This is a genomic window from Streptomyces sp. Je 1-4 4N24, from assembly GCF_026239515.1.
In the GTDB taxonomy this organism is placed as follows: domain Bacteria; phylum Actinomycetota; class Actinomycetes; order Streptomycetales; family Streptomycetaceae; genus Streptomyces; species Streptomyces nigrescens.
In genome coordinates this window covers 1,149,783-1,165,047 of sequence record NZ_CP110836.1, presented here as the reverse complement: position 1 = coordinate 1,165,047, position 15,265 = coordinate 1,149,783, and the positions used below count along the sequence as shown (strand labels likewise).

Sequence of the window (15,265 nt, the reverse complement as noted above, 5' to 3'; positions counted from 1 at the left end):
GACCAAGAAGGAGAATCACATGCCGACCACACTGCGCACCGGTTCTGCCCGGGGCCGGCGCCAAAGAAGCGTGGTGGCGGGTTTCCTCGCCACCGCTGTTCTCACCAGCCTGGCGTTGGCCGGTTCCCCCACTCCCGCCCATGCTGCCGATGACCCGAAGGCAGGCGTCGACGAGAAGACGTACGAGAAGGACGAGGACGTCATCGCGAAGATGAAGGAGTGGGCGCCCGTCAACGGCTCCGAGAGCGTGATGGGATACCCCAAGGGCCTCGAAAGGGACAAGGACGGCAAGGTCAAGCCGGTCTCCTACGAAGACGTAAAGCGCATCTACGACGCCAATACAGCGGTCGAGGACGCCAAGAAGGCGGCGAAGGCGTACGCGGACAACCAGCAGAACCCCTCGGACGCGAGGAGAGTCGCCACGGCTTTGGCGGAGGGAAACCCCGAAGCGAAGACGAAGGCCGAGAACAGCGCCGAAATCAAGAACAACACCACGGACGACAAGACCGTGAAGTCGAAGGACGCGCGCCTCGACGGACGCCCCGCCGAGGCGTACTGCGGAGGCCGGCTCGACATCCCCGGCCTGGAGAATCCGCCCCCGGCGGGTGCGTGCGCCTTCGTCGGCAAGCTCGATGACCGGCCCGATTCCACGTACCCCCAGAGGGGTGCCACCGACGGTGTCGCGGGTGGCGGGAAGATCCAGTACAAGGTCCAGGGACAGACCACCGACGAGAGCAGCAAGACGGAAGGCTGGTCGGTGGGCGGCAAGTTCACGCCCAAGATCACCTTCACTCCCGGAGGAGACAAGGGCGGAGTGGGGGGAGAGGCGGGCGGTGAGGTGAGCTTCACCTACAGCTACTCCTCCACCTCCCTCAAGCGCGTGACGAACACGACGGAACAGACCGTCGAGACCGATGTCCCAAGCGGCAAGAAGGGGTACATGGAAGGCCGGGGCAACGGCGCCTATTACCTCGGCTACATCGTCGTCCGCGCCGTCGATGCCGACTACGACATGGGCACGACGCGAGGGGAGCGCATGATCGCCATTCCCGCCCGGGTCTACGTCCAGTCTTCCGGGACCACCAGCCCGGTCACCTGGTTCAAGCGGCTGGCGTCCTAGAGCGTCCCGGTGCCGCAGCGTGCCGGCCACGACCCGGCCGGGGGGGAGGCCGCGGCACCGGCGCCACCGAGTCCGTCGCAACTTCAATGCCCGCCGCGAAGTCATCGACAATGCCCCAGCCAAGCCCCCCGCGCTCACCGGTCTCGCGGGCGAGCGCGAGACACGGTCATGTGACCAGGCGCAGCCAGGCCGCCGCGAGTGCGGCGTGACCGGCCGGTGTCGGGTGCACGCCGTCCTCGGCCCAGTATTCCGGGCCGGTCGTCGTGGAGAGTTCGGCGAACATGCGGTCGGCGGGGAGCAGATGGGCACCGTACTTGTCGGCGAGCTCGCGGACGGCCTGGATCTTCGGGTTCAGGTCGGCGCGCCAATCCTTTCGCACTGCCTCTCCGATGAGTGCGTCACCGGCCCCGGCCTCGACGACGCCGTGGATCGGCAGGAGGAACGGCTCGATGAGGATCAGCTCCGTGCCCGCCTCGGCGAGGGGGGCGAGCAGGCGGTCATAACCCGCTTTGAACTCCTCCACGGGGATCACGTACCCCTCCGGGTCCAGCGTGTGCCAGCCCATGTCGTTGACTCCGACGAGGATCGACACCACGTCCGGGCGCGCGTCGAGCACGTCCGCCTGCCACCGGGGTTCGAGGTCCCTCACCTTGTGGCCCGCGATCGCGGAGTTCAGCCAGGTCACGGGTCGGTCCGGGTGCCGGAAGGCCCACTCGCCCGCCACGCGCAGGGGGGAGCCGAACCCGAGGCCGTCCTCGCTCTCCAGCCGCTGGCTGTCGGTGATCGAATCGCCGGTGAACATCACCGTGGTTCCCGGGCGGAGGGTGATCGTCATAGGTGCTCCTTGAAAGGTGGGTTGGGGGAGAGAAGGTTCAGGTGGGGGCAGGAGGGAACCGGGCGGCGGCTTCAGCTTCGCGAAGTGCCGAACCACTGGTCGGCGGCCCGCTCGAACCCTTCGGAAGCCTTCCGGTCAACGTCGCGATCGCCCGCCCAGACGACGACGCCGTCCGGCCGGACGAGCACGGCACCCAGTCCGAGGTCGTTCTTCGCCGCCCCGGCCGCGTAACGCAGGCGGCTCTGCCGGCCCGTCGCCGCCTCGCGCAGGCGGCGGTCGGGGCTGAAATCGAGCACGACGCCTCGTCCGTCCTGCAACAGCTCGCCGAGGCGGGTGCCGTCTTCGAGACGGAGGTCCGGGGCGTTGCGGCCGACCAGCGGCTGCTCGCTGCCGAGGTCGTAGCGGATCGACGACCCCGACACCTTCTCGAACACGTGGGTCGTTCCGTCACGGGTCCCGAGCAGGTCGCGCATCACTCCTTGGATTGCCCGGCCATGTGGGTCCGGCCGCATCACCGCCGCCTGGGCGCGCGTCCAATCGAGCACCCAGGCGCCGATCGGATGCCGTTCGCGGGTGTAGGTGTCGAGAAGCCCGTCCGGCGCGTACCCGTGAACGGTCGCCGCGAGCTTCCACCCCAGGTTCATGGCGTCGCCGATGCCGAGATTGAGTCCCTGTCCGCCAAGGGGGGAGTGGATGTGCGCGGCGTCGCCCGCGAGCAGGACGCGCCCGAGCCGGTAGGTCGTCGTCTGCATCGCCCGATCGGTGAAGCTCGAGGCGAGAGGGACGTCGCTCAGTGTCACATCGGTGCCGGACACCCGGCGCAGCACCGCCTGGAGGTGGGCGGGAGTCGGTTGCTGCGAGCGGTCGAACGCGCCGCCGTCGAAGTCCATGACGCCGATGTGCCCCTTGGCGGGCATCCGGATATACATGCCTGTTGGCGTCAGGTTGATCCCGGGGCTCAGCTCGTCGGGATCGGCGACCGTGGCGAGCATGACGTAGCCGGTGAAAAGCGGCTCGGTGCCGAGGAATTCGAAGCCGGCGAGCCCGCGGACCGCGCTGCGTCCGCCATCGCAGCCGACGAGCCAGCGCGCCGCGTACTCGTGCTCGCCGGCGTGTGCGACCACGCTCTCGTCGTCGTACGTGATGGCGGAGACCGTGACGCCGCGCCTGATCTCCACGCCGAGTTGGGAAGCGCGCTCGGACAGCACCGTCTCGACCCGGCACCGAGGTGTCTGCCGCCGAGGTCCCGGAGCTGCTCGCGGACCTGGTCGACCGGTCGTTGCTGCAGCTCGCGCCGGACACCGGCCGATACCGGATGCTGGAGACCATTCGCGAGTACGGCCTGGAGCGCCTGGCCGAGCAGGGCACCCTGGCCGGCGTGCGGGACCCGGCCGCCCGTTACTTGGCTGAGCTGGTCGCCCGCCACGACCCGCTGCTGCGCGGCCCCCGAGCAGCTCGACGCACTCCACGTGCTGCACACCGAGTACGACAACGTGCTCGCCGCCCTGCGCCACCTCTGCGACACCGACGACGCCGTCGGCGCGATCGCGCTCGCGGTGGACCTGACCTGGTACTGGCAGATGCTCGGCCGGCACCCCGACGCGGCCTACTGGCTCGGTGAGGCGGTTGCGCTGCCGGTCAAGCAGCCGAGCGTGCAACGCGACATCGCCGAGGGGCTGCTGGCGCTCAACACCGTCGCCACCCGGGGTGCGCCGGCCAAGGACTGGATCAAGGAGCGGCGCGAGGAACTGCGGGCGCTCGCCGGCCGGCTGCTGAGCCATCCGGAGCTGCCGGGCCTCCGCGGCGTGCTGCCCGCGGCCGGGCTGGCCTCCCTGACGGAGACCGAGGTGTCGCCGACGGTCCTCCAGCAGCTGGTCGACGGGCCCGACGTGTGGCTGGCCGGGATGGCCCGCTTGTTCCGCGCCCAATTCGCCGAAAATGACGGCCATTTCGACCAGGCCCGCAGCGACGTGCGCGCCGCGCTGGAGTGCTTCGCCCGAGCGGGCGACCGCTGGGGCCTGGCCAAGGCGCTGCCACTGCACGCGCTGGTGCGGCAGTACGACGGCGATCTCGACGGCGCGCTGGCCGACCTGAACGAGGCCAAACGGCTGGCCCGCGAGTTCGGATCACTCGGCCTCAGCGACGAGATCTTCGTCGACCTGCGCCGGATCGATCTGCACGTGCGGCTCGATGAGACCGCGCGGGCGGCCGAGACGATCGCCGTGGCCCGGGAGCGCGTGCTGCGCTCGGCGTCGCCCGAGATGGCCATCCTGCTTGACGCGCGGGAAGCCGCTCTGCGGGTGCGCACCGGCGAGCCGGCCCGAGCGCGCGAGCTGGTCGAGTCGATCGAGGCCGGACTGTCCGAGCAGGTCGTGTTCGGAGGCGACCAGGTGCGTGACCGGGTTGACGCGGCGCGAATCCCCGCAGCACAACGACAAGCCACTCGGAATGCGACCCCGTGCGGAGCCCGGCGTCTCCCCTGCCGTTTGTCCGCCAAGTCGGGGCCCGCCGAGGACGGCGGCAAGCACTGCGCCATGAACGTGCTCTGCGGCCTCTGGGGAGGACGGCCCCTCAAAAGCGCTGCCTGGCCCAAACCCGCCGAGCCTACGCGGCACCGGCATCAGCTCTGCTGACGGTCAGTCAGGTGACGTTGAAGGTCGAGGTGCCGGAATTGATAGACGGCTCCGACACGGCGAAGCACTGTGTGTTGCTGGTGGGCGTCGACGAGAAAGCGCATCAGGTTGCGGGGTGCTTTGCGGCGGAGGGCCAGGTACCAGCATGTGATGGTCAGCGCCGGCGAAGCCGTATGCCGGAAGGCCACTGCAAGGCCTCCGTAGACACTGAGGCCCATCAGGCCCAACATGGCCAGGGTGACCTCCGACAATGGGAACCCGGCATCAGCGTAAGCAGCTGGTCCCTGCGTCACCAGCCCGAAGGCGAGCAGCCCGGCGAGGCTGATCACGCCCAGGATCGCGGGGCCCATGATGATGGTGCGTGCGGTCTTCCGGTCGCGCTCCAGGAGGGAGAGGGGATCCATGGCGACGACCGTGTCTGCGTCCTGAGTCGCCTTCCGGCCGAACCCCACGAAGACGATCACTATGCCCAGGGGAAGTACCAGGATCCCCGTACCCACGTCTTCGTGGTAAGCCACGAAACAGCTGATCCCGACCACCAGCGCGGCACTCAGCCAAGATATGCGGATCCGCGCGGCGGGCTCCGGTTTGGGCTCCAGGAAGGCGTAGAGCGTGCCCAGGACCCAACCAGCGACTACGACGCCGGCCGTGGCGACGAGCCAGGCAGATATGGAAGAAGCGATGGCCAGCGGGGCGGCTACTGCGAGTGCCACCCAGAAGGGCACCCCGATGACCAGGGCATGGATGACACGCGGAACGGCTCGGTGCAGGTTCCACCATTCGATGTCGGTCGTGCCGCCCATGTTGTCCCTCAGATGACCGGCCAGGAATCGCAGGCTTTGTTCGGCCTCCTCGGTCGTCCACTGAGTCGAACCGGCATGGCGCCGGGCGTACGTGGCCGGCAGAAAGCCGGCGAGGAGTTGGTCCTCGATTTCGACGCGTGTGCGGGGTGTGCCTGTGGCCGGGTCGACGATGAGGTCGACGGGGGACGGGATCTCTGAAATGACATCACCAGGGCGGGGGGTGTAGATATCGGCGGCCAATGAGGCCATGAGGGGGGTGCCGAGCGCGAGGGCGACGGGCCGGGTCGCGTCGGACAGCTGTTCCGTGACCGGCTGCCAACGCTGCGACAGGCCGCCGTCACACGTGCCCTCGCACAGGAGGTCCCGCACTGTCTCCATGTCAAGGTCCTGGAGCTCGATGCCGGCAGCCTGCGCCAGCGGTACCGGCCGGGCCCCTGAGCCGGCCGGCTCGTACGACAGGGCGTTCCGGTAATCCTCGGTGCGGCAAGCGAGAACGATTCCTTGGCCGGCCTGCAACGCCGCATTGATTCTCCGCAGCGCCTCCATCCGGAAGCCTTGTTTGATTTCATCGAAGCCGTCCAGCAGAGGAAGAATTTGCTGATCGTCGAGCAAGGCCCTGGCACGACTGATCGAGCGGCTCGGTGCCGGGGCGGGCAGGCCGAGGAACTCGTAGTTGATCGCCAGCCTGCGGGCTATCCAGGCGAACAGGTCGCTCTCCTCCACTGGATTCCAGGACGCCAGGGAGAGCAGCACCGGGACGGGCTTCTCGCTGTTCTCACCGCGCAGTGCAAGGAGTCGCAGTAACAGCTGGACGAGCAGCACCGACTTCCCCGCTCCCTCTCGCCCCAACACAATCAGGCGGTGTGTGGGGACCTGTTGGGAGAACACCTCCGTGATCCGCTCCGCACCGGCTCCCTCCAGATCGGCGGGGCCAGCGGCCCACTCATCCGGGTTCGGCGCGCCGCCCGTCGGCCATCTCTCGGCCGCCGCACAGATGCTCGCCCAAGGGGCGGTCAAACCCGCAGGGGCCTGCTGCCACGAGACGGTCAAGGTTCCGTGCACGTACAACTGCCGCACTTCCGCCTCGGCCCGCCAGGCCTTGCGGACCTCGCGAGCCAGGTCATTGGCGATGCCGGCCAGCTGCACGCTGTCCGCCGCCTCCCGGCGGTCTGCTTGGTACGCCACCCACGCCACAGCCAATGAGGCGATCCCGACCACCAGGCCCAGAACGCTCACGCCGAAGCCCAAAACCCCGGCCATTCCAGAGGTGTCGAGTTCGGGCTTCCGCGCCGCCCCCACCGTCCACACCACCCCGGCGGCTCCGGGCAGGGCGAGCAGAATGCCCACCCATAGCCAGCGACCCCGCCGGCGCCTGTGCTGTGGCTGTGTTCCGAAGCCCCCCATGGAGGGGTGATGCCCGTCTCTTCATCTGTCCATTCCTGCCGAGCGACAGGGCGGAGTGGGCCTCATTTCCCTGTGCGTCCTCGCCGAATCCCAGCAGTGCGGGGGCCAGATCGATCGATCCGGCACTGTGGCGGGAGACGGCTGAGCGGGCGTTGCTCTGCAGCGCCGCCGGTCGAGCGGACTCCGCCCCGCGCCTCGCGGAACCGCTTCACGACCTCGCCGCGCCCACTGCCAAGACCCCCGCCACCGCCACGGTGTAGAAAGTCGGGATTCAGCCGCTGACCCGCTCCACATGCTGCTGCTCCCTTCTATGATCAGCCGGAAGGACATCCGCGGCTGGGAGTGCAGCGCCGCACCCGTCCGCCGCGCCTCGCCGGGGCCGACCCCGTGCACGGCGCGAAAGGCACGTGCGAACGCCTCGCCCGAGCTGTACCCGTACCGCACCGCGACATCGAGCAGAGTCCGCTCCCCGGCGAGCCTAGGGAAGTCCCACTGCGCCGGACCCGACATCCTGTGCCCGGTGCGGTCGGGTCAGCTCGCCGCCAGTGTGTCTCGCGTGACCTCATCACGCAGTGTCAGATGGCGGAGGCCACGCATGCCTGACGGCTCCGGCTCCAGCTCCGGCGTCGTCGCGCCAAGGGGGGCCGCGCCACGGTCCCCTCACACTGCGGGCCGAGGGTCACACCGGCCGGCACACAACTGATCAGGGCCCACGGTGAGGCGCAGTACCGGCGGCCTGCCCCGCGATCAATCGCGGGGCAGGCCGTAAGCGGGCTGACCTCTCTGACCGTCAGGCGGCTCCGGAGAGGCGCACAAGCGCATGGCGAGGGCGGCGATGTCGTCGTCGAGGCTTCCTCTGCTGTGGTGGAGGAGGTCATGGTGGAGAGCGTTGAGGAGTTCGCCGGGACGCCCCGGGGTCTGGCGGTGCAACCAGGCCGCCAGTGGGAAGAACTCGCCGTCGCGGTCGCGAGCCTCGGCGACACCGTCGGTATAGAGGAGCAGCAGGTCGCCAGGGGCGAAGTCGAAGGTGTCGATGGTGTAGTGATCACCGATCAGCTCCGCGAGGTTGAGAAGCGGAGAGGGAGAGGTGGGCTCCAGGGCGCGGACATCCCCGTGGTTCAGGAGCAGCGGCGGGGGATGTCCGCAGTTGAGGATTCCGATACTGCCGCCCCCGTGTGGGATCTCGGCGAGAAGGGCGGTGGCGAAGCGCTCCATCAGGCCCTCGGGGGGAAAGGCGGCGTGGTAACGGGTGCTGCTGGCCTCCAGGCGACGGGCGATACTGACCAGGTCGGCCTCGTCGTAGGCTGCCTCCCGGAAGCAGTTGACCATCGCCGCTGCCGTGCCCACCGCCGGCAGCCCCTTGCCCCGCACATCGCCGATGAGCAGTCGCACCCCGTACTCCGTGTCGACCACCTCGTAGAAGTCGCCGCCAATACTGGCCTCCGCCGCGGCCGCGAGATACAGCGCCTCGATCTCGATGCCCCCGAAGCGGCGCGGCATCGGGCTCAGGACCACCTGCTGCGCCGTGTCGGCGACGAGCCGGACCTGGAACAGGGTCTGCTCCCGCCGGAGCCGGACATGACTTCCGTACGCGGCCGCCACGGTGACAGCGACGACCCCCGCCGCCGTCCACCATGTCCCCAGGTCGGGGAACACGATGCCGAGGCCGATCATGAGGAGAAGGCAGACCGTGCCCAGCAGGACGGTGGGGAGCACGGGCCACATGGCGGCGGCGAGGGCCGGCGCTGCGGGCAGGAGCCGGCTGAAAGCCAGTTCCGGGGGAGTGGCGTACGCCAGGCCGGCGATGACAACGGTCAGGATCACCGGAGACAGCAGAGTAAGTGGCCCCCGGCCGTGGCGACGACGGAGGCGCAGTCGTCCAGGTTTGATCACACTTCGCAGGATATCTACGCGTGGTGGGACATTGTGCTCTGGCCGGTCGGAGTCGGCCGCCTGCGCCCGGACGGTGCACCCTGCTGGGCGAAGGCGCCGAGGCCGTCGACGGCGGTGGGCGTCGACGGCGTTGGGTTCACCTTCGCCGCACGGCGTGGCGCAACTCCGGGCTTCATGCCGCCCGCCGCGTCGGCTCACCCGGGGGAACGAGGTGCCTCCGCCGCTTCCAGGATCCGGTCACGAAGGGGCGGGAGTGGTGGTGTGATCAAGGTGATGCGGCCGCCCGCGGTGAGGGTGCCTGTGGCATGCGGCTCGGGGCCGTGGAAAGGCGGCCCCCACAGCATGAGGGCCACGACGGTGCAGGTCATAGCAGCGACGAGCCACGGTGAGCGAGCCGCGCAGAACCAGGGCCTGCGGGGGAGGCCGTTCCGTTGCCCGGACCGAGCTGTGTCGCCTGGGGTGACCGGCGGCGAAGGAATCGACGCAGCTCCTCGTGGCCGTAGTGGCGCACGTTGCCCTGTGGCTATGACCGTGACCTGTCGGATGCCCCTGGTTCCGGCAAGCAGCTGCGTGTTCCCAACTAGGCGACCACGCCCGGTTCTTCAGGTTCGACTTGGCGTCTTTCCGCTGCTTACACCTGTGTTAGCCGGGCGTTAGCGGAGCGGCAGCTTCGCGATAGCCGCCCCGGTCAGAGTGAGTGACGTACCGAGGAAACAACGTCACCGACTGTCCTGGGGGGACCCGTAATGAGCTCCAGCACCACTGTGCGCACCGCTCGTCGTCGCCGCACCCTGCGCATGGCCGCCGCGGCCCTGACCGCAGCCGCCGGCCTCACCCTGACCGCCTGCTCCGGCTCGGATGACACCGGCACGAAGCCGGCGGGCCACACGGACACGGAGGCCGCCGCCGAGTCCAGCGGGGCGGGCTCCTCCACTGGAGCGCAGGGTTCCGGCGCCCAGGCAAGCCCCGGCGCCAAGGCCGACACCAAGGCCGACTCCAAGGCGGGCGCTGCGGGCAAGCAGTCGGGCGGCTCGCACGCCGCCAACGGTGCCGGGGCGGGCTCGGACGGCCGGCGCTGCCACACCTCCGGCCTGAAGGCGTCGTTCGCCACGGGCGACGATGCGGTCCCGGACCCCAACGCGGGCGGCTCGACGACCACCAGCATCGTGCTGACCAACAAGGGCAGCCGCACCTGCGTGATCGGCGGTTTCCCGGGCGTGGACCTCAAGTCCGAGAACGGCGGCGAGCGCTGGTCGCTGGCCCGCTCGTCGAAAAAGTTCAGCTCGATCACCCTGAAGCCCGGGGACAGCACCGACTTCACGATCAACCTCGCCCTGACCAAGGAAGAGGAGGGCTTCTACCAGCCCGCCTATGCGGACATCACCCCGCCGAACGAGACCACCGCGCTGACCCTGAAGTGGCCCTGGGGCACGCTCGTCGACCAGCGGGCCGCCACTCACCCGGCCACCTTCGTCAACCCCATCGGCTGACCACCTCGGCTCCTGCCCTGGGCAGGAGCCCGGAACATCTCTGAGCCGGACCAGCTCAGAACGTGAAAGACAAGCAAGGAGGACACCATGAAGTCGTGGCCTACCCGTATCGGTCTCGCTGTCGGTGCCGCAGCCGTCGCCATTCCACTGACCGCCACCACTGCCTCCGCCGCCCCTCCCCCCGGCGATGGCTGGGTTTCCGTCGGTGCCGAGAGGTACCCCTCGAAGGCGGAGTGCGAAGCGACGGAACTCCCGCAAGCCCAGGCGAACGGATACCACGAGGTGTGGTGCGACGACAGCACCCCCATCATGGCCGTCTACAACCGCTGACCGCTCTCCACCCGGCGTGGACTCATCCCGCCGACGCCGCGCCAAGAAAGTCCGCTGCCCCGGTGTGACACACCAAGGCAGCGGACTCTCCGTTTCACAGCGGACAGTCAGTCAGGTACGAGGGCGCCCGGTGGCCGACCCACGCACCGGCCGTCCTGGCGTCGGTGTGACCATCGGGGCCTCCGGCGCTCCCGCGCACCCACAACCCCTGGTGTTTCGGTTGCCGAAAAATTAGCATCGCCCAGTGATTCGGAAATCGAAACGCTTGGGGAGGGCGATGTGACGCCGTTGACCACGCCTCTGTGCGGGCAGTTGGGAATCGAGGTGCCCGTGGTGCAGGCGCCCATCGGGTCCGCGGTCACGACAGATCTGGTGGCTGCGGTGGCGGAGGCGGGTGGGCTCGGCACCCTCGCTCTGACGTGGGTCACCGCAGAAGAGGCGGTGCGCCGGATCCGGGAGGTTCGGCGGTTGACGCCGAGGCCCTTCGCCGTGAACTTGGTGCTGGACTTCCCGGTCGACGAGCTCCTCGATGCCTGCCTGGCGGAAAGCGTGCCGATCATCTCGACGTTCTGGGGGGACCCCTCGGCCGTCGCCGAACGCGTGCACTCGGTCGGCGCCGTTCACCTCCACACGGTCGGTTCCGTCACCGAGGCCGAACGCGCCGTTGCCGCAGGCGTCGATGTGATCGTGGCCCAGGGGTGTGAAGCCGGCGGCCATGTGCGTGGGGAGACCACCACGATGGCGCTCGTACCCGCAGTCGTGGACGCTGTGCACCCGGTGCCCGTCATCGCGGCCGGCGGCATTGCCGACGGGCGCGGGCTCGCTGCCGTATTGGCTCTCGGAGCCCAGGCCGGGTGGCTGGGCACCCGATTCCTGACGGCATGCGAGGCGGCCACACACGAGGTCTACCGCCAAGCCGTGATCCGGGCGGCGCCGCAGGACGCGGTGCACACGCGGTGCTTCGACGGAGGCTGGCCCAACGCCCCGCATCGCGCACTGCGCAACTCCACACTCAGCGCCTGGGAGGCCGCGGGCCGTCCCGCCGCGCCGAACCGTCCTGGAGAAGGCGTTGTGGTGGCCGGCAGCGCCGACGGACGGACTTGGCCGCGTTACGAGGACATGGTCCCCGTGCCCGGCATGTCGGGCGACTTGGAAGCCCTTGCCCTCTACGCGGGCCAGAGCGCCGGACTCGTCCATGAGGTCGCTCCGGCAGGCCGCATCGTGGCCGACATCGCCGCCCGTGCCGCAGCCCTCAGGGGCGTTTGATCCCGATTCTCGGAATCGCCCCGCCCCCGGAGCCGGAAGCCCCGGAGCCGGAAGCCCCGGAGCCGGAAGCCCCGGAGCCGGAAGCCCCGGGGCCGAAGCGGCCGGTCAGGCGGAATGTCGGGCCGGAGGCCGCTGGGCTGAAGGTGTGGTGGTCGGGGCTGGTTTGGCGGCGCAGGCGCCGTTGGCGCAGGTGGTGAGCCAGGCGTCGAAGTCGGCGTCGTAGCGGGTGCCGATGTCGGTGTTGTAGACGGCGTAGCCGCCGGCGTAGTCGCCGGTGCGGAAGTGGCTGAGCATGGTCGCGATGTCCTCGGGGTGCTTTTCGAACATGTAGCGGACCGCGAGGTAGCCCCAGGGGTAGGTGCGGGTCACATCGCTGTTGTCGTAGGTGCTCTGGAACAGCGTGCTCAGCTTGTAGGTGTGTTTGCCGGCCTCGGTGATCGCCTCGTCGTCGGTGATCTTGCGGTAGCTGTACGAGACGTACTCGCCGAGGCCCTCGATCCACCAGATATCCGGGACCGACGTCTGCTGGCCGAAGTCGCCCTTCATGTCGTCACGGGCGTCGAGGTAGTGGGTGTACTCGTGGTTGAGGTTCCAGATCCGGGCCGGGAAGCCGTTGTCGTCGCTCCGCTGGTACATGAGGGACATGGGCTGGTTGTCGGGCTTGGTCGGGTCCCCGATCATCGTGATGCCACCGTTGTTGGTGTCGACGCCGTAGATGGCCCCGGCGTAGGTCTGGTAGTCCTGGCGACTGCCGAACACGATGAGCTGGATGGTCGATTCGTACTGGCCGGGGATCGGGCCGTCGTTCTTCACCAGGTCGCGGACGTAGGAGCCCTGGCCCAGGACGCTGGCGCAGGTGGTTTCGAGCTCCTCGGGCGTCAGCGACTGCGCCTTGACGGTGTGTGTCGCATCGCAGGTGTGGGTGATCGGCAGTGCCGCCTTGGTCAGCTGGCCGGACAGGTCGCAGACCCCGAAGTACGAGCAGTTGGCCTGGTCGTAGGCGTCGGCCTGGGAAGCGACGGTGACCCACAGGGGAGCGGTCGGACCGGTGATCTTCGAGGCGTCCAGCAGGCCCTTCATGAGCGGCCGGACCTTGTCCTTGAGGCCCGGGTGCTCGACGTAACGCGCGACGTTCATCCCGGCGTTGGAGTCGAGGTAGGAATTGTCGGTGCCCAGCATGTCCAGGTGGTCGAGCGCGAAGGTGTTGAGGGTGTCGACGATGCTGGGATCGGCGGTGACCGCCTTGACGTAGTCGGGGTTCCAGTTCCCGCGCCAGAGAGGCGTGTAGACGTCGTTGACGGCGGCCAGCATGCTCGGGATGTCGTTGTAGGAGCTGTTGTAGCCGCTGAGCACCTGCTTGTAGATGTTCAGGTAGCGGGCCTGCTCATTGGCGCTGTCCGTGAGGATGACGACCTCGCTCAGGACATCGCCGTTTCCTGAAGTGACGTCCTTGGAGTGCGAGTTGGCGAAGAAGGCGTCGAGCCCGCCTTGGCTGGCCGCTGCCAGGGTCGGGCCGTAGTCGCCGACATCGTCCTGATGGTTGGACTGCACGTAATAGCCGGCGCGCAGGAACAGTACGAGCTGCAGCACCTTGTTCGAGTTGTCACCGGGATACGCCGTCGCCCCGCTCTGGAAGGCTTGGGCGATGGTGACCATCTGGTCCTCGCGGAAGACGTCGTGCGCGTCTTTGCCGGTGATGCTGAACAGGGTGTTGACGCAGTCCGTGGCCGACGCCTCGACGAACGTGACCAGTTCGGATCCGGTCCGGCTGCCGAAGTCGGACGGGGTGCAGGAGGCCGCGGCACCGTGCTTCGTGCCGCCTTTCTGTTGCGCCGCCGCAGTCGAAGAAGTGGGGGGATTCTTCGCGCTGAGCGGGGGGAGTTGGGCGACGCCGCGCGGCCGGCCCTGCAGTGCGGGCCTTTCGTTCGCGCCGACTGTCGGGCCGGTGATCGGGGGGACGGGGTGGGGGGTGGTCCGGGACGCGGTGCCGGCCCGGTCGGCATCCTGCGGGCGTGGCGCCGCCAGCGCCGGCGCGGCCAGCAGACCGGCCGTGGCGAGGCAGGCGGCCAGTCCGCCGGCCACACATCTGGGCAGGGGGAAGCGGTAGCGCATCCATGCTCCTTCGTGGACAGATGCGCCTCGGGATCGAGCTGAGGCGTGAGTGGCACCTTCTCAGCGCTCACTGACGGGCAGCAATAAGGTGTGACATAGCACCTGGGATGCATTCGCCATAACATCTGGGGCTGAAGGTCGGGACGGGGACGGTGATGGCGGGCGGGGCGAACAGCGGTTTTGCGCCGGGTGGTTGACGAAAGCCGGGGCCTGGGCGCCGGACCCCGCGCTACGGTCTGGTCACGCTCCAGGTCCGGGAGGCCCAGGTCCGGAAGTGCGGAGACTGGGCAATGAGAGTCCGGTAGGCCGCGGCGGCGGAGTCGAAGAGTGCGTCCGCTGTCTCGTCGGCAACGCTCTCGCGTCGCCAGGCCAGCACATAACGGCACCACAGGGGGGTGCCGGACAGCGGTTTGACGAGGACGTCGGGGATCGGCCGGAGGGTCGCCTGCACGATGGAGACTCCGATGCCTTCCGCGATCATGTTCTGTAACTGCTGCTGGTCGCCCAGGAATTCGTGCACCGCCGCCGGAGTGAACCCGGCCGCCCGGCAGGCCGCGTAGAACACTCCCGGCCAGCCGGCCCCGTCGTCCGGGGTCAGAAACCACGCGTCGTCGGCCAGGTCGGCGAGCGCCACCTCAGGACAGTGCCGGAGGCGGTGCCCGGCCGGCAGGGCGACGAAGGACGGCTCGGTGACGATCCCGCGGTGCGCCACGGCGGCCGAATGCCGCAGTTCACGTCCGGGGTAGTCCGCGGCGATCGCGGCGTCCACCTCACCGTGCTCCAGGAGTTCGACGCTCTCCGAGGACGGATACACACTGCTCACCGTGAGCGTGAGATCGGGCAGCCGGCTCCGGAGCCGGATGAGCATGCCGGCCAGGACCGGCGAATTGGTCGCTGCCAGGCGGAGGGAGCGGCGTGTCCGTGCCCCGTCCGCGGCCGGCCGGCGCCCGATCGCCGCCGCGCGGGCCAGGACGTCCCGGGCCTGAGCCAGGACCTCCGTGCCGTACCGGGTCAGCTCCACCCCTGAGGTGTTGCGCTCGAACAGCGGACTGCCGAAGTACTGCTCGATCCGCCGGAGTTGGGTGCTCATGGCGGGCTGTGAGTACCCCAGATCCGAGGCGGCCCGGCCCACGCTCCCGGCGTCGGCGATCGCACACAGCACTCTCAGGTGCCGAAGCTCCAACTCCATGCCCGCAGTCCTCCCGTCCGCGCTGCTTCTGTCCGAACCGTCCGGTGCCACCGCGGGGGGCGGCGGGCACACGGCCCTCGTCCGGCAGTTCGGCGTGGAGCCCACCTCATCGTTCTCTGCCCGCTCGCGCCAGGGCCGGGCGCGCTTCACGGACATCAGAGGTTCCGGACGCGGCAGGAGGGCCCCCGCC

Annotated in this window: 10 protein-coding genes and 2 pseudogenes; 5 read left to right on the top strand and 7 right to left on the bottom strand. The window is 69.2% G+C overall.

What is annotated here, in order from left to right:
• Positions 1-19: 19 nt before the first annotated feature.
• The gene (locus SLV14N_RS04840) at positions 20-1,120 is read left to right on the top strand and encodes a hypothetical protein (RefSeq protein ID WP_263268251.1); all 1,101 of its coding nucleotides are present in this window, start codon (positions 20-22) and stop codon (positions 1,118-1,120) included.
• Positions 1,121-1,286: 166 nt separating this feature from the next.
• Here SLV14N_RS04840 and SLV14N_RS04835 read toward each other — a convergent pair whose 3' ends face one another.
• Both SLV14N_RS04835 and SLV14N_RS04830 read right to left on the bottom strand, forming a co-directional pair.
• Complete coding sequence (locus SLV14N_RS04835) at positions 1,287-1,955, bottom strand: GDSL-type esterase/lipase family protein (RefSeq protein ID WP_263268250.1); 669 nt, start codon at positions 1,953-1,955, stop codon at positions 1,287-1,289.
• Between the two features lie 71 nt (positions 1,956-2,026).
• A pseudogene (locus tag SLV14N_RS04830) lies at positions 2,027-3,172 on the bottom strand (FAD-dependent monooxygenase); the annotation flags it as partial.
• A gap of 252 nt (positions 3,173-3,424) precedes the next feature.
• Here SLV14N_RS04830 and SLV14N_RS04825 point away from each other — a divergent pair.
• Positions 3,425-4,588 (top strand): hypothetical protein, encoded by a 1,164-nt coding sequence (locus tag SLV14N_RS04825; RefSeq protein ID WP_263268248.1) that lies wholly within the window; start codon positions 3,425-3,427, stop codon positions 4,586-4,588.
• Here SLV14N_RS04825 and SLV14N_RS04820 read toward each other — a convergent pair.
• From SLV14N_RS04820 to SLV14N_RS04810, 3 genes and pseudogenes are all read right to left on the bottom strand, one after another.
• Complete coding sequence (locus SLV14N_RS04820; RefSeq protein ID WP_263268247.1) at positions 4,576-6,738, bottom strand: hypothetical protein; 2,163 nt, start codon at positions 6,736-6,738, stop codon at positions 4,576-4,578. The genes SLV14N_RS04825 and SLV14N_RS04820 overlap by 13 nt on opposite strands.
• Before the next feature lie 348 nt (positions 6,739-7,086).
• A pseudogene (locus tag SLV14N_RS04815) lies at positions 7,087-7,272 on the bottom strand (AraC family transcriptional regulator); the annotation flags it as partial.
• Positions 7,273-7,542: 270 nt separating this feature from the next.
• A complete protein-coding gene (locus SLV14N_RS04810; RefSeq protein ID WP_263268246.1) occupies positions 7,543-8,619 on the bottom strand; it encodes a PP2C family protein-serine/threonine phosphatase in 1,077 nt (358 codons plus the stop codon).
• 815 nt (positions 8,620-9,434) lie between these two features.
• On the opposite strand from SLV14N_RS04810, the gene SLV14N_RS04805 reads away from it, so the two are divergent.
• The 3 genes from SLV14N_RS04805 (at position 9,435) to SLV14N_RS04795 (ending at position 11,774) form a co-directional block, all read left to right on the top strand.
• Complete coding sequence (locus SLV14N_RS04805; RefSeq protein ID WP_263268245.1) at positions 9,435-10,178, top strand: DUF4232 domain-containing protein; 744 nt, start codon at positions 9,435-9,437, stop codon at positions 10,176-10,178.
• An 87-nt stretch (positions 10,179-10,265) separates the two neighbouring features.
• Positions 10,266-10,508, top strand: coding sequence for a hypothetical protein (locus SLV14N_RS04800; RefSeq protein ID WP_263268244.1), 243 nt, complete (start codon positions 10,266-10,268; stop codon positions 10,506-10,508).
• A 279-nt stretch (positions 10,509-10,787) separates the two neighbouring features.
• On the top strand, positions 10,788-11,774 hold the full coding sequence (locus tag SLV14N_RS04795) for a nitronate monooxygenase family protein (protein WP_263268239.1): 987 nt from the start codon (positions 10,788-10,790) through the stop codon (positions 11,772-11,774).
• A gap of 105 nt (positions 11,775-11,879) precedes the next feature.
• Here SLV14N_RS04795 and SLV14N_RS04790 read toward each other — a convergent pair whose 3' ends face one another.
• Positions 11,880-13,886 carry a collagenase gene (locus SLV14N_RS04790; RefSeq protein ID WP_208679879.1) on the bottom strand — a complete coding sequence of 669 codons (2,007 nt, stop codon included), beginning with the start codon at positions 13,884-13,886 and terminating at the stop codon, positions 11,880-11,882.
• 229 nt (positions 13,887-14,115) lie between these two features.
• The gene (locus tag SLV14N_RS04785; RefSeq protein WP_208679878.1) at positions 14,116-15,075 is read right to left on the bottom strand and encodes a LysR family transcriptional regulator; all 960 of its coding nucleotides are present in this window, start codon (positions 15,073-15,075) and stop codon (positions 14,116-14,118) included.
• Positions 15,076-15,265: the final 190 nt, after the last annotated feature.

Excerpts from the sequence above, each read along its gene's own strand:
- SLV14N_RS04840 (WP_263268251.1), top strand. The coding sequence starts at position 20 with ATGCCGACCACACTGCGCACCGGTTCTGCCCGGGGCCGGCGCCAAAGA.
- SLV14N_RS04835 (WP_263268250.1), bottom strand. The coding sequence starts at position 1,955 with ATGACGATCACCCTCCGCCCGGGAACCACGGTGATGTTCACCGGCGAT.
- SLV14N_RS04805 (WP_263268245.1), top strand. The coding sequence starts at position 9,435 with ATGAGCTCCAGCACCACTGTGCGCACCGCTCGTCGTCGCCGCACCCTG.
- SLV14N_RS04800 (WP_263268244.1), top strand. The coding sequence starts at position 10,266 with ATGAAGTCGTGGCCTACCCGTATCGGTCTCGCTGTCGGTGCCGCAGCC.
- SLV14N_RS04790 (WP_208679879.1), bottom strand. The coding sequence starts at position 13,886 with ATGCGCTACCGCTTCCCCCTGCCCAGATGTGTGGCCGGCGGACTGGCC.
- SLV14N_RS04785 (WP_208679878.1), bottom strand. The coding sequence starts at position 15,075 with ATGGAGTTGGAGCTTCGGCACCTGAGAGTGCTGTGTGCGATCGCCGAC.